The organism is Rhizobium sp. N324, assembly GCF_001664485.1.
In the GTDB taxonomy this organism is placed as follows: Bacteria; Pseudomonadota; Alphaproteobacteria; order Rhizobiales; family Rhizobiaceae; genus Rhizobium.
On record NZ_CP013633.1, the window covers coordinates 293,189 to 313,489 of the forward strand.

The 20,301-nt window shown below is 56.9% G+C and carries 14 protein-coding genes and 7 pseudogenes; 10 read left to right on the forward strand and 11 right to left on the reverse strand.

What is annotated here, in order from left to right; all coding sequences use genetic code 11:
- Positions 1-65 precede the first annotated feature (65 nt).
- The 4 genes and pseudogenes from nifD to AMK05_RS26905 form a co-directional block, all read right to left on the reverse strand.
- Entirely contained in the window at positions 66-1,568 is a 1,503-nt protein-coding gene (gene nifD / locus AMK05_RS26890; protein ID WP_010023084.1) for a nitrogenase molybdenum-iron protein alpha chain, read from the reverse strand.
- 106 nt (positions 1,569-1,674) lie between these two features.
- The gene (gene nifH / locus AMK05_RS26895; RefSeq protein WP_004675840.1) at positions 1,675-2,568 is read right to left on the reverse strand and encodes a nitrogenase iron protein; all 894 of its coding nucleotides are present in this window, start codon (positions 2,566-2,568) and stop codon (positions 1,675-1,677) included.
- A gap of 419 nt (positions 2,569-2,987) precedes the next feature.
- A pseudogene (locus AMK05_RS33895) lies at positions 2,988-3,661 on the reverse strand (IS3 family transposase); the annotation flags it as partial.
- 18 nt (positions 3,662-3,679) lie between these two features.
- Positions 3,680-4,383 (reverse strand): annotated as a pseudogene (locus AMK05_RS26905) (transposase).
- 559 nt (positions 4,384-4,942) lie between these two features.
- On the opposite strand from AMK05_RS26905, the gene AMK05_RS26910 reads away from it, so the two are divergent.
- On the forward strand, positions 4,943-6,277 hold the full coding sequence (locus tag AMK05_RS26910; protein WP_237352246.1) for a radical SAM protein: 1,335 nt from the start codon (positions 4,943-4,945) through the stop codon (positions 6,275-6,277).
- A 31-nt stretch (positions 6,278-6,308) separates the two neighbouring features.
- Here the strand turns inward: AMK05_RS26910 and AMK05_RS26920 are convergent.
- A pseudogene (locus AMK05_RS26920) lies at positions 6,309-7,488 on the reverse strand (IS256 family transposase).
- 54 nt (positions 7,489-7,542) lie between these two features.
- On the opposite strand from AMK05_RS26920, the gene speD reads away from it, so the two are divergent.
- The 3 genes and pseudogenes from speD to AMK05_RS26930 all read left to right on the forward strand — a co-directional run.
- Positions 7,543-8,028 (forward strand): adenosylmethionine decarboxylase, encoded by a 486-nt coding sequence (gene speD / locus AMK05_RS26925; protein WP_018247191.1) that lies wholly within the window; start codon positions 7,543-7,545, stop codon positions 8,026-8,028.
- Positions 8,029-8,201: 173 nt separating this feature from the next.
- A pseudogene (locus AMK05_RS36275) lies at positions 8,202-8,300 on the forward strand (IS630 family transposase); the annotation flags it as partial.
- 138 nt (positions 8,301-8,438) lie between these two features.
- A pseudogene (locus tag AMK05_RS26930) lies at positions 8,439-8,726 on the forward strand (reverse transcriptase domain-containing protein); the annotation flags it as partial.
- Positions 8,727-8,866: 140 nt separating this feature from the next.
- Here AMK05_RS26930 and AMK05_RS36130 read toward each other — a convergent pair.
- From AMK05_RS36130 to AMK05_RS26945, 5 genes and pseudogenes are all read right to left on the reverse strand, one after another.
- Positions 8,867-9,202 carry a hypothetical protein gene (locus tag AMK05_RS36130; protein ID WP_082935782.1) on the reverse strand — a complete coding sequence of 112 codons (336 nt, stop codon included), beginning with the start codon at positions 9,200-9,202 and terminating at the stop codon, positions 8,867-8,869.
- A 455-nt stretch (positions 9,203-9,657) separates the two neighbouring features.
- Positions 9,658-10,004: pseudogene (locus tag AMK05_RS35790) on the reverse strand (SDR family oxidoreductase); the annotation flags it as partial.
- A gap of 48 nt (positions 10,005-10,052) precedes the next feature.
- Positions 10,053-10,604 carry a nuclear transport factor 2 family protein gene (locus AMK05_RS26935; RefSeq protein ID WP_064842703.1) on the reverse strand — a complete coding sequence of 184 codons (552 nt, stop codon included), beginning with the start codon at positions 10,602-10,604 and terminating at the stop codon, positions 10,053-10,055.
- A 204-nt stretch (positions 10,605-10,808) separates the two neighbouring features.
- The gene (locus tag AMK05_RS26940; protein ID WP_004678571.1) at positions 10,809-11,063 is read right to left on the reverse strand and encodes a ferredoxin; all 255 of its coding nucleotides are present in this window, start codon (positions 11,061-11,063) and stop codon (positions 10,809-10,811) included.
- 20 nt (positions 11,064-11,083) lie between these two features.
- Positions 11,084-12,262: a cytochrome P450 gene (locus tag AMK05_RS26945; RefSeq protein ID WP_064842706.1), complete on the reverse strand. Its 1,179-nt coding sequence runs from the start codon at positions 12,260-12,262 to the stop codon at positions 11,084-11,086.
- Between the two features lie 306 nt (positions 12,263-12,568).
- Here AMK05_RS26945 and AMK05_RS26950 point away from each other — a divergent pair, with 306 nt between their 5' ends.
- Both AMK05_RS26950 and AMK05_RS26955 read left to right on the forward strand, forming a co-directional pair.
- The gene (locus AMK05_RS26950; protein WP_064842708.1) at positions 12,569-12,763 is read left to right on the forward strand and encodes a hypothetical protein; all 195 of its coding nucleotides are present in this window, start codon (positions 12,569-12,571) and stop codon (positions 12,761-12,763) included.
- Positions 12,764-13,337: 574 nt separating this feature from the next.
- Positions 13,338-14,054, forward strand: coding sequence for a Crp/Fnr family transcriptional regulator (locus tag AMK05_RS26955; protein ID WP_064842863.1), 717 nt, complete (start codon positions 13,338-13,340; stop codon positions 14,052-14,054).
- Here the strand turns inward: AMK05_RS26955 and AMK05_RS34885 are convergent.
- A pseudogene (locus AMK05_RS34885) lies at positions 14,044-14,133 on the reverse strand (L,D-transpeptidase); the annotation flags it as partial. The gene AMK05_RS26955 and the pseudogene AMK05_RS34885 overlap by 11 nt on opposite strands.
- A gap of 803 nt (positions 14,134-14,936) precedes the next feature.
- On the opposite strand from AMK05_RS34885, the gene AMK05_RS26960 reads away from it, so the two are divergent.
- The 4 genes from AMK05_RS26960 to nifS all read left to right on the forward strand — a co-directional run bounded on the left by AMK05_RS26960 (position 14,937) and on the right by nifS (position 20,015).
- Entirely contained in the window at positions 14,937-15,476 is a 540-nt protein-coding gene (locus tag AMK05_RS26960; RefSeq protein WP_004678566.1) for a peroxiredoxin, read from the forward strand.
- Between the two features lie 75 nt (positions 15,477-15,551).
- A complete protein-coding gene (gene rpoN / locus AMK05_RS26965) occupies positions 15,552-17,003 on the forward strand; it encodes an RNA polymerase factor sigma-54 (RefSeq protein ID WP_010009903.1) in 1,452 nt (483 codons plus the stop codon).
- A gap of 528 nt (positions 17,004-17,531) precedes the next feature.
- Complete coding sequence (locus AMK05_RS26970) at positions 17,532-17,849, forward strand: HesB/IscA family protein (RefSeq protein WP_009995752.1); 318 nt, start codon at positions 17,532-17,534, stop codon at positions 17,847-17,849.
- A gap of 969 nt (positions 17,850-18,818) precedes the next feature.
- Complete coding sequence (gene nifS, locus AMK05_RS26975) at positions 18,819-20,015, forward strand: cysteine desulfurase NifS (protein WP_010009901.1); 1,197 nt, start codon at positions 18,819-18,821, stop codon at positions 20,013-20,015.
- Positions 20,016-20,301: the final 286 nt, after the last annotated feature.

Consider the following 20,301-nt stretch of genomic DNA (forward strand, 5'->3'; position numbering starts at 1 on the left):
CACGAGTGCGGATCAAGTCCGATGGGAAGAGCCTGGCCTGCCCCTTCCCAAGACAGGCCAGGCTCTCATTCGGCCGCAACCGCCTCAGCTGGCGCGGCCTCTTTTTTCCAGGGGACGTCGTAGAGATCCCACACCGGATTATTGATGGCCAGATCCATGTCGCGGGCGAATATGGCGAAGCCGTCATAGCCGTGATACGGGCCGGAATAATCCCAGGAGTGCATCTGGCGGAAGGGGATGCCCATCTTCTGCACCGGATACTTCTCTTTAATGCCGGACCCAACAAGGTCGGGGCGGATGCCTTCGATGAACTTTTCCAGCTCGTAACCGGTCACGTCGTCATAGATCAGCGTACCCTTGTTCACATAATGGCCGGTGCGCTGATAGTCGTCGTTGTGGGCGAACTCGTAGCCGGTGCCGACGATCCGCATGCCGAGGTCCTCATAGGCCGTGATGACGTGGCGAGGACGCAGGCCGCCGACATAGAGCATCACCGTCTTGCCTTCGAGGCGCGGCCGGTACTTGTCGACGACAGCATCGACCAGGGGCCGGTACTTGGTGATGACAGCCTCGGTCTTGTCGACGATTTCCGGACCGAAGTGCTTGGCTATTTCGCGCAGGGAGGTTTCGATCTGGGACGGACCAAAGAAATTGTATTCCATCCACGGGATGCCGTATTTTTCCTCCATGTGCCGACAGATGTAGTTCATCGAGCGGTAGCAGTGGATGAGGTTCAGCTTGGCCTTTGGCGCGCGCTCGACCTCAGCGAGCGTGGCATCACCCGACCAGTTGCCGACCACGCGCAGCCCCACCTCCTCCAATAGAATGCGCGTAGCCCACGCGTCGCCACCGATATTGTAGTCGCCGACGACGTTGACATCGTAAGGGCCGGTCTCAAACTCGACTTCGTTCTTGTCGAAAACCCAGTCACGGATGGCGTCGTTGGCGATGTGGTGGCCGAGCGATTGCGAGACGCCGCGGAAGCCCTCGCAGCGCACCGGCACGATCGTCTTTTCGTGCTCCTTGGCCTTCTTGCGCGACACCGCCTCAATGTCGTCGCCAATCAGCCCGATCGGGCATTCCGACTGCACGCTGATGCCGTTGTTGAGGGGGAAAAGCTCCTCGATCTCGTCGATGACCTGTTCAAGCTTCTTGTCGCCGCCGAACACGATGTCCTTTTCCTGGAAGTCTGAGGTGAACTGCAGCGTCACGAACGTGTCGATGCCCGTCAGGCCGACGTAGTAGTTGCGGCGTTGCGACCAGGAATAATGACCGCAACCGACCGGCCCGTGCGAGATGTGGACCATGTCCTTGACCGGCCCCCATACCACGCCTTTGGAACCGGCATAGGCGCAGCCGCGGATCGTCATCACGCCCGGAATGGACTTGATGTTCGATTTGACGTCGCATTCGGAAAGGGCCTTCGGCTCATCGCCAGGCTCGTCGCCGCTCGTTGCGACGCTGAGGTGCTTCTTGCGGCGCTTCGCCGCCTTGTCTGGATATTGCGCTAACACTTCCGCAATGAGCTGTTCATGCAAAACGCTGTCATTCTCGTAATCAAGGCTCATGGGCCCCTGCCCCTTTCAAGGTTCGGGTTAGGTCGTCGTCGCCGAAGCGGCTTTCTTGGAAGGACGCGCTGGCGCAAGGGCCAGCGCGTCCTGTCGACAGCGGCAGTTATTGAGCCGCAACCACCGCTGACTCCTTGGCCTGTAGTTCGGCCAGCATCTGCTCGTCGCTCTTCATGATGCCGAAGTCGAGCAGCATGTCTTCGAGCTCTTCCATGGTAATCGGGGTCGGAATGGTCCCTTGGCCCGAATTGGCATGGATCTTCTCGGCTAGCGCCCGATATTCCCCGGCCTGCTTGGAGTCCGGCGCGTACTGGATCACCGTCATCTTCCTGAGCTCGGCGTGCTGAACGATGTTGTCACGCGGCACAAAGTGGATGAGCTTGGAATTGAGCCTGGCAGCCAGCGCCTCGGAGAGGTCGAGCTCGCGGTCCGTCTGGCGCTCGTTACAGATCAGGCCGCCGAGCCGCACGCCGCCGGAATGGGCATATTTCAGAATGCCCTTGGCGATGTTGTTGGCGGCATAGAGCGCCATCATCTCGCCGGACATCACGATGTAGATCTCCTGGGCCTTGTTCTCACGGATCGGCATCGCAAAGCCACCGCACACCACATCGCCGAGCACGTCATAGGAGACGTAGTCGACATCGTCATATGCACCGTTCTCTTCAAGGAAATTGATCGAGGTGATGACGCCGCGCCCGGCGCAGCCGACGCCCGGTTCCGGACCGCCGGACTCCACGCACTTGATGCCTTTGTAGCCGGCCTTGAGCACGTCCTCGAGCTCAAGGTCTTCCACCGAACCTTCCTGCGCTGCCAGATGCAGAACCGTGTCCTGTGCTTTGGCGTTCAGGATCAGCCGGGTGGAGTCGGCTTTCGGGTCGCATCCGACGATCAGGATCTTCTGCCCGAGGTCGACAAGCGCTGCGAGCGTATTTTGGGAGGTGGTGGACTTGCCGATCCCCCCTTTGCCGTAAAATGCGATTTGACGCAAATCTGACATATCGCCTTCCTTCTTTCGTTCCATCCATCGCTGAGTAAAAGGCAGGCAGCTCGCGCCGCCTCGCATGGCAATCTTCAAAACCCGTGCCATGTGGGCCGATCGAGCCAAAGGAAAGATCTTTTTGTTGGGTTTCAGAAAGTTACTCCGAACCACCACAGGAAACTGCCAAACAAACCTAATGTCGCCGATCAGACAAAGCCGACAGACGGTGTCGTGATGGCATCACTTGCACCGCTAGGTCGACCGCGACTATCAGCAGGACAACGGATCCGAAAACTGGAGACAATCGCACCCAGCTCCCAATCGAAAAATGTTGAAGCTTTCGATCCTGACCTGCCACTGACGGCGATTAGAGCCTCGGCGGTCTTGAACCGCTCCCAAACGTTGGACCACCGGATGCTAGAGTTTTCCGGCTTCATTCAGGGAGGCGGGCTGGTTGCGCCTCCCGAATTCACCAACGAGATCGGCACCTTGTTGCCGATCGCACCATGAGGTCTTTCCTCATTGTAGTATCTACGCCAATCCTCCATCTTTTCGCGGGCATCCGCAAGGGTCAGGAACCAATCCTGGTTCAGGCATTCTGCACGGAAGCGGCCATTGAACGCTTCGATGAAAGCATTATCAGTCGGCTTGCCGGGGCGTGAGAAGTCCAACGTCACACCCTTGGAATAGGCCCACAGGTCCAAGTCGCGCGACACGAACTCGGTCCCTTGGTCGACACGGATCGTTTTCGGATAGCCGGCTTTTTGGCACACCGTTCAAGGGTTTGCACAACGTCTTCGCCTCTATAGCTATGACGCGGATCAAGCACCGGCACGTAGCGCGAGAAGGTGTCGACCACCGTCAGCACGCGCAGTTTCTTACCCGTTGCGAGTTGGTCGTGAACGAAGTCCATCGCCCAGACGTCGTTGGGTCCGACGGCCATGTGCCGATCCTCGTGAAGCTTGGCTTTTACCCTCCGCTTCGGTGTCTTGTTCCGCAACTGTAGCCCCAAGTCCCTGTAAATGCGGTAGGTTCGCTTGATGTTGGTGCCCCAACCCTCGCGTTCCAAAAGCACATGCACGCGACGATAGCCGTAGCGCACCCGCGTCTCAGAGCCCGATTCAAAAGTTCATTCGTATATCCAATATCTTGCGATGCGCCTTGTGAGCATTCTGATTGAAGCGATTTGCGCCCATGCGGTTGCGCTTTCGATCGATTTCTCCCAATCCTTGGCGAGACGGCGGCAGCGTCCAAGCCAGGCGAAAGTTCTTTCCACCACCCATCTCTTGGGCAGGACGACGAAGCCCTTGGCGTGATCCGAACGCTTGACCATTTCGATCGTCCAGTCACCATGGCCGCACATTGCTCGCCTCAACTTGGCTCCGGCGTAGCCACCATCGGCGAAGATGTGGCGCAGCCACGGAAAACGGCGGCGGATCGCCTTGAGGACATGGGGTGCGCCGTCGCAACGCTTTGGCTGTCGATAATCCCTGCCGTCGGTTGCGCCTCCCGTCCCTCGATTTCCCGCGCCGCCATCACCAGAAGCTGGTTGATGCTCTGCCACAGTCCGATCGCGCGCCAAGCATAAAAATAACCGCGCACTGTCGAAACCGGCGGAAAATCGCCCGGCAGCATGCGCCATTGGCAGCCGCTCGAGGCGATATAGAGGATTGCCTCCACGACCGAGCGCATATTCGTCGTCCGACGCCGCCCGCCACGACGCGCTGGCGGGATCAGCGGTTTGATCAACGCCCATTCCCGGTCCTTCAAATCACTTGGAAAACGAAGCACGTCTCGGTTATGCTCACGGCGAGCGATAGCAGTCCAGCTCATCGAAACCCCATTTGATGCAGCACCAATAGGGAATCACAACTGCCTGTTATCGCTCAACTTCTTTTAAATCGGGCTCTTAGGCAATTTCGGCGGAGGACGGATTATCAAATATACCGGGCATTACCACTTGGTGTATTCTGCGTGCTTCGCGGTTATACTAGCCCTATTGTTGTATCAATACTTATGCCATCGGATACGACCGAGTCTAATACCGGAGAAAAGATCGCTTAACCGCCCGAATCATTTCAAAAAATATTACAGATAGTGGAGGAAGCCCGTGGGCTTACGTGTAATCGCGTGTTCTGCTCCCCAGTTTTCTCACGGCGAGGCGGGCGAAATGGCATTATCAAGCGCCGATCCGGCAAGCCTCTACAATGCCTGCAGATATGCTGCGTCACTGGCATCCAAGGCGGAAGGTGCATGGGGCGAAAGCAATTGGCGCGGCACCAGGAGTGACAGGCGACAATCAACGCTTCTGCTATCTGACATGGACGATGTGCAGCGAAGGCTAACGCCGCTATTAGTCCGGGTCCGGCCCAATTTAGTTCTCATAGGAGCGATGTCGATATGCTTCCGTGGTGCGATTGAGACAGCGAAATACATCAGAGAGTTTCTAGGCGATGACGTTTGTATCGTTCTTGGCGGTCGCCACGCCACCGAAACAATATATCGGGATGACGAAAATCGTGTAAGACATCATCTAGCGTCCCCTCTGCGGCTAATTGCTGACGGAAAAGTTTCCAGCTGTTTCGACATCGTGCTCTCCGGAGATGGTGAACACTTTATGGCGGAAATTGGGTGCGTCGTAGCTTCCTTGGAAGCAAGAGGTTTTTCGCCAAGGGAGGCGAAATTCTCATTGGGCCACCTGACGACCACCCCGGGGCACTGGATCGCCGGCACAATCATGGACGATCAGGTCCACACTGTGTGCTCTTCGGGCATGCCGCTCGATTATAATGGGATGCCATCCCCAGCCGAAATGTTCGGAATTACAACTAGCTTTGACGTGTTTGGTGGCGCGCCTACCGCGCACGTCTTCAGCGACATCGGGCGTGGATGTATCTATGATTGTATCTTCTGCAGTGAGAGGATCAGCGTTGTCGGGCCTCCTCGACAGTTCAAGATAAGCCCCCACCGGTTATGCGGCCAACTCGCAGCAGCCCGCCGCGTAGTCAAGGCAGATTACGGCGAAAACTTTCCTGTCTCGGCGTTCATTGAAGACTCAACTCTTCTTGGATGGAATTCGGCCCTCGTAGCCCAGTTTGAAAAGGTATTCGACCCACTCGAAAATCCTGTGCGGCTTGGCGGACAAGCGACCATTGACCAAATTGTCAATAACCCAGCCCTTGCACGAAGACTAGGCCGCATGGGCCTGGAATATCTTTTCATCGGGGTCGAGACACCGCGCCCAGAACTTGTTGGAGGTCTTCACAAGAACATCGCCACCAAGAAGGGTTCGTGGATGGAACGCGCGGACAAAGCAGTTGAGATCTTGTCCGAAGCCGGAATCAAGGTTGGGGTATCCCTCCTATTTGGCATGGGCGAGGGAGCTGCTGAAAGGCAGCAATTGTTTTCGGCCTTAGAAAGCTGGCGGAAAACGGGCTCTCTGATCACAATCAGCATGAACTGGGCCGTCCAACACCCTTTGAGAAACACGGTTCAGGGGAATGAATATACCTATTTGGATTGGGCGGTGTCGCCCGGTCCCATGCTGTCGTTGTTAAGGAATTTTGGCGAGTCCTCTGAGATCTATCCAATTGCCGGCGGTACAAGCCCAGACGAAGCCTCCGTAAAGGATATTCTCCAAGCCACCACGGAGATCATGGCTATGCCGCCTGCACACCCAATGCAAAAGCAAGAAGCGGATCATGTCCCAGGACGTGGTGTAGCTTAGACGACCACGGCTCATCCCAGCCGGATGAGTGTCAGCTTGCTGCTGGCAGGCTGATGAGGGGATCATCGCTCATTGTGGCGATTGTCTCAAGTGTCATGTAGCGGGATCGCTGGACGGCCCATTCATCGTTCTGTTCGAGCAGCAGCGCACCGACCAGGCGCACGATGGCGTCGTCGTTGGGGAAGATGCCGACGACCTCTGTCCGCCGCTTGATCTCGCCGTTCAATCGCTCAATCGGGTTGGTCGAGTGAAGTTTGGCCCAATGCTGCTTGGGACATGTAGGCGAGCACGTCTTGCTCGGCGCTGTCCATAAGACTGGCGAGCTTCGGTACCTTTGGCCTGATCTGGTCGGCGACGTTGCGCCACTGAGTGCTTGCCGCCTCCGGCGTGTCCTGAGCGAAGGCCGTGGCAATGAAGGCGGAGAAAACTCGGCGTCCGCTCTTTCCAGCATGGGCCAAGGCATTGCGCATGAAGTGGACCCTGCAGCGCTGCCAGGTGGCGGAGAGCACCTTCGATACTGCGGCCTTGATGCCCTCATGCGCATCGGAGACAACGAGCTTCACGCCACGCAGACCCCGCCTGGTCAGCTTTCGAAGAAACTCCGTCCAGGTCGCCTCGGCCTCGGACGTGCCGAGCACCTCGCGTCGACCGTCGGTGTTGACGCCGACGGCGATGATTACGGCGACGGAGACAATACGACCACCGCGCCGAACCTTGAGGGAGGTCGCATCGATCCACAGGTAGGGCCATTCTCCTTCGATGGGCCTGTCGAGGAAGACCTTCACCTTCTCATCGATTTCTTCGCACAGCCGGGATACCTGGCTTTTGGAGATGCCGCTCATGCCCATGGCCTTGACGAGGTCATCGACGGATCGGGTCGAAACGCCTTGGATATAGGCTTCTTCGATGACCGCCGTCAGGGCCTTCTCGGCCATCCGGCGTGGTTCGAGAAAGCTCGGGAAATAGCTGCCTGTGCGAAGCTTGGGAATGCGCAGCTCGACGGTGCCCGCCCGTGTCTCCCAATCCCGGTCGCGATAGCCGTTACGCTGGGCCAGTCGGAAGCCATTCTTCTCGCCATAGCCCGCGCCGGTCTTCGTGCCGACCTCCAGCGCCATCAGCTTCTCGGCAGTAAAGCCGATCATCTCGCGCAGCAAATCGGCATCGGCGCTCTTCTGAACGAGTGAGCGCAGGTTCATCATGTCGTCGGTCATCGGTGGTGTCCCTCAGGTTGGCTCTAAGCAACCCGACCCTACCGGAAATCACCGATGGCTATGAAATCCAGCTACACCACTCCATTGGACACGATCAAGAAGCGGAGCATATATATGCTGAACGGAGCGCCTAAAGGCGGAATAAATTACCCTAGCTCAGACCGAGTATGCGCCGGAACCCATCTCTTTATCGATATGTGGGATGCAGAAAATACGGGAAATGCTGAAGCGATTGAGGCGGCGGTAGCGCAAGCCGTTCATGACTGCCGCGCAACGATGTTGGAATCGAGTTATAGAAAATATAGCGAAGATGGGGGCGTCACGGGCTTCGCAATTCTCGCTGAATCGCACATTTGCGTAAATACCTGGCACGAAGAACGCATGGTCGCGATAGACGTATTTTTTTGTGGTTCGCTAGACCCGTACGCGAGTATCACCGCGTTGCGCGACGTATTTCGTCCATCCCGGATCGATATTAGCGAGCACAAGCGTCTTCTTGGAACAAGAATAACGCATCCAAATATTGTGGAAGCGCTTTAACCGAAAGTATTCTCCGAAATCGAGGCGGAACATGTCTAGACAAATCGTTTTCGTGCGCGAAAAATACCCTTCTGAATTCCGCACTATGATCGTGCCGAATGAAGTGCCGTACTACACAGAAAAGGGCTTTGAGGTATTCGTCGAGCTTGGTATCGGCGAAAAAATTGGCTTTGCGGAACCAGCCGGATGTCCTAAAGCGCCGGCGTGTCTGGTTCGACGGCCAACTGAATCTCGATCCAGAACAGCTGATCTTCATCGACGAAAGTGTGCTGCAGAGGCACGGAAGGAGTTCAGTATGAGCTAACCCCGTAACGTGAAGCTGCGTGAATGATGGAGGATGGCCCTCCGGGATCGGCTTTCAGGAGCGGGTCTCAAACCAGTCCGAACTGCTGCGATAAAGAGCCGTGGTGGCTGGGGCTTACTTTCCGCCGCCGGTGCGCGTCGTCTCCATTCCAAAGAAGACCGGAGGCGAAAGGGTTTTGGGTGTGCCGACGGTCAGTGATCGGATCGCGCAGATGGTGGTCAAGCAGATGATTGAGCCGGATTTAGAGCCGCTCTTCTTGCCAGACTCCTATGGCTACAGGCCGATGAAGTCGGCTTTGGATGCCGTTGGGGTAACGCGTCAGCGGTGCTGGAAGTACGATTGGGTTCTGGAATTCGACATCAAAGGGCTGTTCGACAATCTTCCGCATGATCTCTTTCATCGAAACCCCATTTTGTCGTCGAACGCTCGTTGCGTGATCGCCCTTGATGAGAAACCCTTTTAGCCAGTTCCAACGCCGCGGCCGGACATGGGGCAACCATTGCCCGATTGACGCCAGTCTCCAACTTAAGTGGCTCAGCTCTCTTCAATGAGGCCACAGCTAGCAAGGGCAGAGACGAAATCGTGAACGTCGCATTTGGTGACGTCATACCGTTCTGATTTAAGCTCGCTCAGTATCCTTGGTAGTGTATGCTCGCCGTCCAGTTTCGAAACCAAACCGGCGACCCAAGGCGGAGGAGATTGGATGATCTTTCTTGATTTCTGGGATTCCTTCCCGATCCAGATACTCCCGTCGTCGGCTACAAACACCTGATGAGAACGCTTTAATAACGGCTTAAAGTAGTGCACGAGCGACCTCACTCGGTACGAGGGGCGACATCGCACCTGAATTTGCAGCCAGGACAGACACACGTCGCCCTTGTTGCAGTTTGACGTCTTCTTCGCCAATGGCAGAACCGCGGTGGACGGTCCGAAACATAACGCCGTTCATGCTCTTTTCCTCCTCTTCGAGCCTTTCATTTGGCCCAACCCATCGCTGGCGGTTTTCCAGCTTGTCAAGAAGTATAAGGCGGCTTCGGGAGGCCCATACGGTCGTATGAAGCCCCACTTCACCATTACGGTCGACTCGGCGCCCATTGCTGATAAACAAAACTCCAATCTCTCGGCATGTGGTAGATCCAAAAATCGTGCCAGCTGCAAAAAGAGCCTAGGAAAAGTTTTCCTATTTGCTCGGAGCCTAAATGCAACTGCATCAACAGCGCCCGAACAATATCGCGTCGCGTTTCAACAAATCGGCAGCGCCGCATGCGCGCCAATCAACCGCAGACGAGGGAGAAAACTCCGAGCAGCTCCGGCAGTGTTCTGGTAAGCGCGTCGCCGTTTTCCGCAAAGCGGCGCACAACGGCAGCGCCTATGCAGTCCGCCCCGCCATGACAAGCGCAATGCGCGCGGTGGAGTGCTCGGCAGGAGGGAAGAGTTCGGCTCGTGGCGTCCCGGGCATGGCGGGTGCGCCTACCCCGGTTATTAAACGATCTCCAGCCACCGTCGACGGTCACCACAGACCCGGTGACGCTTGCGCGCTGGCGAGAAAGCGCACCGCTCGGGCAATTTCGTCTGGACGCGCCACGCGACCCATTGGCACCCGGCTGCGCACCGCGATGAGGTCTATCTTGCCCGCGCGTTCAAGTTCCGAAACCATCGGCATGCGCACGTAAAAGTTCCCTGACCAACGTTGACGATCTCGAGGCTGAATCCTGATCGATCAAGTCTCACTTTCATCCTCTTGAAGGAATGCAGTCTTCCTAAATGCGTAGACGGGGTCATCGGGACATGATGCTCCGATCGGCTGCCGGTGGCCGAACTGCTCAGTCTCGGATGCCGCGGCCAAGATCTGCTCCTCGACTAGATCATAGACCACCGTCCGTTCGGCAATTCTCCAATCCCCTCCCTTTTTCAGGAACAGATCGCAATAGCGGCCGCAGATCAGGGCCTGACTTAGCGTTCCGGCCTTGTTCGGTGCGCGTTGCAGTGCGGCGAAGTAACTTTCGACGGCGGCTTTTTCCGGGCTGCTGAACTCGATCAGAATGTTCGTGATTTGATGGATGTTGCGCGGTCCCGTCTTGAAGACACCAAGGGCGAACTCGATGAAGCCCTCGGCCGAACCGGAATAGGTCCCGTGATTGTCACGTGCATCGGGCCAGTAGGAACTGCGCAGCGCCCTTTCATCGGCGCGGTCTATCCCGCGGCAATACCGATAGAGGCAGTCGCGGAGCGCCTCGCGGTCGAGCAATTCGGTAATTTTTTTGTGTTTCATCGCTTGTCGCACATCTGATATCGGGGCGCTTACCCATCCAGTGACGCAGCCAGCTTTCAACTGCTCGGCTGACGTAAGGAAAAACCCTCCCTCTGCTTAGGCATGCATGTAAACAACTGCCCTTAGAAGTAGACACCAATGGGAGAGCTGCGGGTAAGGTGTTTGGACAGCGACGGCGCCGTCATGCACCAGTTGCGTTGCGTTTCAACCCCCACAATGTTGGTTGAACAAAAGGCGATCGAGCAACGCATCCGAAACGCAATCTATCTCCAGCGCACGTTCAGGGCAGGATCGAGCGCCTCGCGACGCGAACAGTTCGTCCCTCTCCTCGACATCGATTGCACCGGGCAGTATGTATCCCTCGTCGTCAAGATTGAATATTTCGGGCGCTTGGGCCCAGCATCTTGCATGACCTTGGCATTTGGAAGTGTGCACTATGACGCGCATACGGTACTCCATGTCTTTCCTCCTCTCAATTATCAGGACCAGTCCAGGATCAGATTCTCCATTCCAAACACGTGGCCCCCATAGGTGATGGGCGCCGTACCATCCTTGATACGGAAGTCAGGGATGCGCGACAGCCACTCCTCCAGGCCGATGACGATCTCTCGCCGGGCAAGGTGTGATCCAAGACAGCGATGGGGACCGTACGCAAAAGCGGTGTGGCGATTGTCTTCTCGTGCCAAATCGATCGTGTTCGGATTTTCGAATTCCACCGGATCACGATTGGCAATCATCGTGGCGCAGGAAATGTAGTCCCCCTTACGGATCGGCGCGCCTTCGAAATTGATATCTTTCGTCGCCACACGGATCATCTGCACGGTCGAATAGGCGCGAAGCAGTTCTTCGGCTGCGAGCACAATTCGATCCGGTTTGCTCCGCAGCAATTCCTGTTCTGTCGGATTGCGCGCGAGATAGGCCAGGTCAAAGCCGATCGCCGTTGCCACGGTGTCCAGTCCCGCGACGAATAGAAGCACGCCTATTCCATGGATTTCCTGGTCTCTCAACAGGCGGCCGTCGACCTTTGCCTGCACGACGAAGGTCATGAAATCGTCGGCCGGTTCTTTGCGGCGCATCGCTGCAAGTTCATCGATGAACGCCAAAATTGTTCGGGCGGCTGCGGTTCGTCTGATGCCGTCGCCGTGGAGCAGGTCCTTCCCCCAGCCCACGAATGTATTGAGGCGCTCATCGGATAAGCCGAGCAAACGGAGGAAGATACTAACCGCAAAAGGAAAGGCGAAGTCCGTCAAGATGTCGCAGCTTGTGCTCGACGCGGAAATCTTGGAAATCAACGCAATCGCCCCATCACGGACCGCCGGTTCAAGCTCCATTATCCGCCTGGGCGAAAGCAGCGGATTGAGAAGTGAGCGAAACACGCTGTGAGCCGGGGGGTCGAGTTCAAGCGGGATCAGCGGCCAGTTTTCGCCAAGCGCCGAGGCGAAAAGGCTCCGATGGCTGGAAAAGGTTCCGGTGTCCTGCAGCAATTTGCGTTGGTCCTGAGCGCGAACGATGACCCAGGTACCTCGGCCATCGCGCGTATTGCAGGGAGAATAAAAGATTCTCGGTCCATTATGGAGGCAAGCGACAGCTGCGTGCGGATCCCCATTTGGCATGCGCTCCATGCCGGGCGACGTGAACAGGCTGAAGTCCTTCACCATTTCGGGAGGGACATGTTCTGGAACCCTAATGGTAGCCACTGCTTTTCTCCTGTCATCAAAGCCCCTTCGCCGAGAACGAATTCTCCTCGGAGAGGGAGCGAGCAAAATCGTTGAGCGCCAGATTTCCAATCTCAGCAGCGCGAGGCGCCAATGACATGCGATGCAGCGATCAGATCGCCGTGCGGCTCGAAATCCACGCTGCTTTGTTGGCCGAAGTCGAAATTTCTTGGATGCCTCGCCCGCCCTTCCGGTCGACATCGGATTTTCACGGGTACCTCTCTTCCGGTAAATGCGTTCTGAGCACAGATGCATTTTGATTTCCTCCGCTCCATGGCGGTCACCAAAGAAACCGGCCGACAGTCCTTGCCGCCCCGCAAGAAGAACTTCAAAGTTCATGCCAATTTGATTGATTTGGCCGGAAAGAAATTTTCAATTGCCTTTCAGCGCTTTGGCTCAAGGCAGAACAAAGATTGGCTGATCAAGGCCGTGTCGCGTATCTAACAAAACCCGACATCAGGTGCCGGATGCCATCTATTCAGGTGCGACTTTTTTCCAGCCACCACAGCCGGGGGCCAGAGACAGCGCGACGAGTAACGAATGTCCTGATGTACTGCGATGCAGTGGGATAGCTTGAGGGTGGGTAGCTTTGAATTGTGGCATCGAGCTAGCGGCGGAATTCCGGGAACAGCTCGAAGCGTGCTACTCCTTTGTCCTGAATGTCAGTTCTACCGGCCCGACGACACCACCCTAAGAGTCGGCGGCAATCTGCCGATTGGGTGTTGCCTGACAGCAATGGATATGGTGGCCTACCGTCCGCCGAGACGGAAGGCGATGGCCGCAGAAAGCCCGCTCAAGCGGCGGGCCGAAAATGCCGTCCGAAACAAATCCACAAAACTGCCCTGCCTGGCACGGCAAGAGCGTGGGTACGGAGATTTGATCTGGATCAAATCGCAATCCCGATGAAATTGATAGCCATCAAAGACGCGCTGGAAGAAATAGGGATAGCCGAAGTCGCAACGGCCGCGTGGTCGTCTCGGGCATGTCCGGCATAGGCGGTTTTCGAAGGGATCAGGACATGGACGTCGCACGCAGTGAGGTTCTCGTGATTAGCACTTCCGTCGCTTGCCGTTCCTGCCAGGCGCGGCACGGCGTCGTTTGCGGCGCCTTGTCGGCTGGCCAGCTTAGCGAACTTGGCCGCCACTCGCTGCGCCGCAAGGTCGACGCAGGCTGCGAGATCATTGCACAAGGATCGGAAAACTCTTTCTATTCGAACATCACGCGCGGCGTGGTGAAGCTCTGCAAGGTGATGTCGGACGGGCGCCAGCAGATCGTTGGCCTGCAATTCGCCCCCGATTTCGTCGGCCGCCCCTTCGTGCGCGAAAGCACGCTGTCGGCCGAGGCCGCGACCGATGCGGAGATCTGCGTGTTCCCCCGCAATTTGCTCGAACGCATGATATTGGAGACTAGGGAATTGCAGCGTAGCCTGCACGCTCAGGCGCTGAACGAGCTGGATGCCGCGCGCGAATGGATGCTGACGCTCGGCCGGCGGACCGCCGAGGAGAAGGTCGCAAGCCTGCTCCACCTCATTGCCGCCCACGCCGAGACGGCGACGAGCACTGCCTTCGATCTGCCGCTATCGCGTGCCGAGATTGCCGACTTTCTCGGGCTGACGATCGAAACCGTCAGCCGCCAGTTGACCCGGCTTCGCAAAGAGGGCGTCATCCGCATCGAGAACATCCGGCATATCACCGTGCCCGACATGGATGCGCTCGCAAAGAAAATCAGCGGGTAATTACCACCCGCGTATTGGAAAGGCCAGCCTGGCGCGCCAGCGTAAAGAACTAGGCGGCATTGTCGGGATGCAGACGGACGTGCCGGGCGCTACCACATCGAGCATTCCGGGCGAGAAAACTTCTAGTCCCGGAGCCGCCGGCTTGCAGCTCGGGATAGCCGCCGGGCAGGTGGGTGGCGTCGCCATCGGCGCCGGGCGCCCAGCACGTCGCCAGCGAGCTGAGCGGTGAGTGGTGAGAGGAACAAAATATCAGCTCCGCGGCGACGTCAGCCGAGCAACAAATGCTCGTAGGCCAAAGGCTACATAGCGCGACCCGGGTGCCGGTCGGCATCAGCCGATCGATATTGGCGGCTGCGAGCTCTTCACGCCCCCAACCTGCGGATATCCGCCATCGTCGTCTTCTGTGACGAAATTATCGGAGCCGTTTGCGTTTCACCATTTTTCGATGCGCGGTCCGAGCCTGGCGCCCCCTTTTTGTCGGACCTCAAACTTTCTTGTGCAGTTTCAAACAAGAAAACGTGCGCGGGTAGACATACGCACGAGCAGAACCTCAAACCCCGTGACCCGCGCCTTCCCGCCGCGACCGGACTGGCGGGCAGTATGCTAAGGTTCTAAAAGGCGGCAGAGAAACCTTGATCGAGATGCGGTCGGAAGTAGCCGAAACAGCGCCCGGCCGTCAGCGCGGCACAACGGCTTCACAATTCGCTCGCCCGCACGAGCAGCGCACGGGTGCGGCGACGAAGGCCCTGTGCTGACCGCAAGTCCATCTCCTTCAGGCCAAATGGCATGACGCTTGCTTGCCCTGGCGTGTGGGCCGAGGTCGGATTCGTGTTAGCCGTGACTGAGAGGCCGCAAATAAATTTTCCTGGAGGAGCTTCATTGATGACGATGGAAAAGCAGGTCCCTATTGTCACCTTTCGCACGCGGGTTCGCGACGAGTCTATATCCGGTCCCAACCCCTACCGCTGGGAAGACAAGACGACCGACGACTATTTCAGCGGTAAGCGGGTAATCCTTTTTTCGCTGCCGGGCGCCTTCACGCCAATCTGCTCCACCTTCCAACTGCCTGATTTCGAAAGTCTTTATGTCGAGTTTAAGAAGAATGGCATTGACGACATCTACTGTCTCTCCGTCAACGATGCCTTCGTCATGAATGCTTGGGGCAAGTCTCAGGGGTTGAAAAATGTCAAGCTTATCCCGGACGGTTCGGGAGAATTCACTCGGAAAATGGGTATGCTCGTCGCCAAGGACAATCTCGGTTTCGGTCTGCGCTCCTGGCGCTACGCTGCCGTGATCAATAATGGCGTCGTGGAGGGGTGGTTCGAGGAAGAAGGCTTTGGCGACAACTGCGCGACCGATCCGTATGGCGTTTCTTCGCCGCAAAACATTTTGAAATGCCTTAAGGCCCCAGCCTTCGTATGAGCATTGAAGCCAACGACCAGCAGCTACGACTTGTCGTGCACACCTGCGCCGAATGATAGGAGTTTTGCTCGAACCATGAAGTCCTTTACAAGCCTTCATCAGCGTCAGCAGCAATCGCTGGTTATTACGCCCCAGCTCATCGCGTCTATTCGCTTGCTGCAGCTGGCGCACACCGAACTGAATCAGTTCGTGGAACAGGAAATCGAGAAGAACCCATTTCTCGACCTGGCGTCGAATGACGGCGGGGCTTCTGGCGTATCGCCAACTGCGGGGGATGATCCAAATATCAGCGCACGCGAAGACCACGTTGATGGACCGGCCAGGACGGACATGCCTGAGCTGTCTAGTCCCTGGAAATCAATCCGTGACACAGGCAACCTTTCGCCGGGGGAAAGGCCTTCCCTGGATGAGTTCGCCGCCTCAACTGAGACATTGCACGAACATGTCGCCCATCAGATCGCCCTCACTGCCTTCACACCCCAGGAGCGGCTGATTGCTGGCGCGCTTGCCGACCATCTGGATGACACTGGGTATCTGCAAGTGAACCTTCAGGAGCTAGCAGAGAGGCTAAATAGCCCTGAGGCTGGAGTGAAGCGGGTTCTTGAGGCTTTGCAGCTATTTGACCCGCCGGGCATATTTGCGCGAAGTCTGGGCGAATGCCTCGAGATTCAGTTGCGCCAACGAGACCGGTTCGACCCGGCCATGGCAGCTCTGGTCGCAAATCTCGAGTTGCTTGCGCGACGCGATTTTCGAGCACTGAAGCGACGTTGCCGGGTCGATGAAGACGACCTTCTCGATATGTTGAACGAAATTCGTGCACTTGACCCAAAGCCTGGAAACCAGTTCCAGTCCGCAAGGTCGGAATCCATCATACCCGACGTCTTCGTCCTACCCTCGCCGGGAGGCGGATGGCACGTCGAGCTTAATCGGGAGATTTTGCCCAAGGTACTGATCAACCAAACCTATTTTGCGCAAGTTACTCGCCTAACCGCCCAAAGCTCGAAAGATCAGTCATTCCTCAACGAATGCTTCCAGAGCGCGAGCTGGTTGGTTCGGAGTCTCGATCAGCGCGCCACGACGATCCTTAAGGTGGCGACCGAAATCGTGCGCCACCAGGATGTCTTTTTGGAAGATGGCATTGCTCATCTTCGCCCTCTCAATCTTAAGACCATCGCTGACGCGATCGACATGCACGAGTCCACTGTAAGTCGGGTAACGTCGAACAAATACATTCTCACGCCCCGCGGCGTGTTCGAGCTCAAGTATTTTTTCACCGTCGCGATCCCGTCCTCACAAGGCGGTGACGCGCACTCGGCCGAAGCTGTGCGCCATCAGATAAGGGCACTTATTGCCGCAGAGACGCTCCATGATGTGCTGTCCGACGATGGCATCGTTGCCAAGCTCAAGGAAACAGGCGTCGACATTGCTCGCCGCACAGTCGCCAAATATCGCGAGGCGATGAACATCCCCTCGTCCGCGCAACGCCGGCGGGAGAAACGGTTTGTACTGGCGGCCGCGGAGGGATAAGTCCTTTGTACCGTAGGTGATGCCCTTTTCCCAAAAACCGCGGAACTGAGGCACATGTGACATTGTGCTTAGTCCTCTCCATGGAGGATCGACTTCATATGGGCTGGCGACCGCAGCCTCGTCACGGGAGCTTCAAAAGTTGTTCCGGCCGCTTAAGCTGACGTTCCAGAAAAGATTAGATGTCTGTTCCATAGCCCAAGCGCTTAGGGGCTAAGCAGTTAATCACGAAACTCGTGCAGAATTTTTATGTCGCGCAAGCGACAAATCTAGAAGCAGTTGTCGCCTCCCATTCATTTTCGCCGAACCGCTGGGATTTCGGTGCGGCGGCAACGAGAGCCTCAACCGAAAATGATAGACGGAGATACGCGGGCAGACGTTCTGGAGTTGGCGCGCTTTCGAGATCTCCGATGTTCGACGACGCAGGAATACAACACGCGGGCTGATCGAACTCTTGGCCTTCCTCACCGCTTGGCACGACGCATGCACGGTAATCCGAAAATGCGCCATCGAACAAAAAGGAATCATCCCATGATCAAGCTCACAGAGAATGCCGCCGCCATCATGAACGTAACGCTTTCCCGAGCCGAGCAGGCGGAAGGCTTTCGCATCGCGGTCGAGGCAGGTGGATGCGCCGGCTACAAATACCTGGTGGGGCTAGAAAGCGTCCAGGGCCAGGGCGACGCGGTGATCGAAACAAATGGGGTCAAGGTGTTCGTTGACGCAGACTCCCAAGCACACATCAACGGCATGACGATCGACTTCGTGACGGGACCAGAAACCTCCGGTTTTGTCTTCGACAATCCCAATGCGCACCAGAACTGCACTTGCGGCAAATCCTTCGGCTGATCACCGAGAAAGCGAGAGAGCCATGCGGAATTATTGCGAAAAGGTCATGGTTTCCTTTTTCAATCCGAAGAACGACGGCGTGCAGGAAAATCCCCTCAGCGAGACCGGGGCAGTTTCCTACGGTAGAGGGCCTGAATTGATAATTGGAGTCGATCCAACGGTGGAAGCGTTTCTGGTGACGCCGTCGTCCTTGCGTTCCAACCCAGCGACCGCCTTCTCGCCAGCGCTGGCCGAACTCATAACCCTAAAGCCCGCCGAAGCGCCTCAAACCGTCCGTCAGGAGACAGCAGGCTTTTTAAGCGGTTTGCTGCCGGAGAAAAAGGTCTGCTCATCAACGGATTATCCTGAGGCAGCAAAATTTTTTGGCGGGCATCCGGGCCAGGATTCCAAAGGAGACGCCCCCTCTGCAAGCAGTTCCGCGCCGAGGAAAGGTGAGCGAAGACGCGTGCGTGTCAAGAGGCTTGATTTCATGACCAAGTCGCTCACTTCGCTAGATCTGGCAGTAGACGGACGACACTCGTTCAAGCCGTCGAAGACGTGTCAGCGGTTTATACAGTACTGGTCGTCGAAAGCCTCGTTCCGGCAGAGGAGGACGATCAGACCGTCACAACAGAAATCTGAGGCCTGGAGAAATTGGCAGGGTCGAAATCGATGTTGTAGCCGGCAATCGCGTAGGACAGGGTCTAAAAATCGCCGCAGCCTGCAACAGTTCAGTTCTCAGCGACAAGCTAAGCTGGCGACCCATCTAGTTAAGCAGCCGCGGCGAATCCAACCGTTGGAAAAGGCGCGAGCGCACAACGTTCTTCCCTTCCTACTGATGGCGGCTATGCGACGTTATCGATGCCAACAAGATCGCGTGACGCGCCATCGCACGACTCCACCCCGCGCTGCTTGCCCGAGGCTAGCAAACAACAGCATGTGCAAGACGCCGCAGCATTGTCACCGCTTCCCCTCAGTCGAGATCCACCCATGAGAGCGATCTATCTCGACAATAATGCAACGACCAGAGTCCATCCTGAAGTGGTTGAAGCCATGCTGCCGTTCTTTGCGGATCAGTTTGGAAACCCTTCGTCGACGCACGCTTTTGGCTCCTCCATCCGCGAGGCGGTGAGGAAGGCGCGCCGGCAATTGCAAGCGCTGATCGGCGCCGAGTTCGATCATGAGATCGTGTTCACCTCGGGGGGGACGGAAAGCGACAATGCGGCGATCCTTTCGGCGCTGGAGGTGATGCCTGAGCGCACAGAGATCGTGACTTCCGCAGTCGAGCATTCAGCGGTGCTGACACTCTGCGGCCATCTGGAGAAGACGCGCGGCATTAAGGTACACAGGATCCCAGTGGATCGACATGGACGTCTCGATCTTGACGCCTATGAGACCGCCCTCACTCATCGTGTAGCGATTGCTTCGATCATGTGGGCGAACAACGAGACGGGAACCATTTTCCCGGTCGCTAAGCTTGCCGAGATGGCCAAGAGAATCGGTGCACTTTTCCACACCGACGCGGTCCAGGCGGTCGGCAAGGTTCCAATGGACCTCCAACCTACTGCAATCGACATGCTTTCGTTGTCCGGACACAAATTCCATGGACCAAAAGGCATTGGTGCACTCTATCTCAGGCGGGGCTTATCTTTCTCCTCACTGATCAAGGGAGGTCATCAGGAGCGCGACCGACGCGCAGGGACAGAAAATACGGCCGGGATTGTCGGTTTAGGCAAGGCTGCCGAACTCGCCCTGAAATCAATAGACGACGAGAGGACCCGATTAAAGTCGCTCCGAGATCGATTGGAGAACGGCATTATCCAGCGTGTTCCAGGCGCCTTCGTAACCGGCGATAGGCTTAAGAGGTTGCCGAACACGGCGAACATCGCCTTTCAACGTGTCGAAGGAGACAGTATGCTCCTTCTTCTCAACCGCTATGGCATCGCCTGCTCTTCCGGCTCTGCTTGCTCCTCCGGTTCGCTGGAGCCGAGCCATGTCTTGAGGGCAATGGATATCCCTCATGCTATGGCGCACGGAACAATCCGCTTCTCGTTCTCGCGCGATAACTGTGACGAGGATGTCGACCGGGTGCTCGAAGTTTTACCGGGCATCGTTGAAAGGCTCCGGAGCCAATCCCGTTCCGGCCACGTGGCCGACACGAGCAGCCGGGTTCGTTCAGGGGAGTAGGAGCAGGCACGCTCATGAAACGGCAATTCCTTTTCACCGATACGACCTGCATGACGGCACCGGCATCGTATGAACGATCAGGTAAAAGCCGGGGCTCTCAGTCACATAGATCGCCGGTTCACCGCCCATGCGTGTTCATGGAGGGGGCCCAGCGCCATATCATCTTAATCAATCTCTCGACACCATCGGTGGATCGCATCCGACCACCAGCCTATGCCGACTCCAGTTGCAACGCGACTGCCTTGCGCCTAGCCGCGTCGAACCACGCATTCCGTACGTTGCAGCT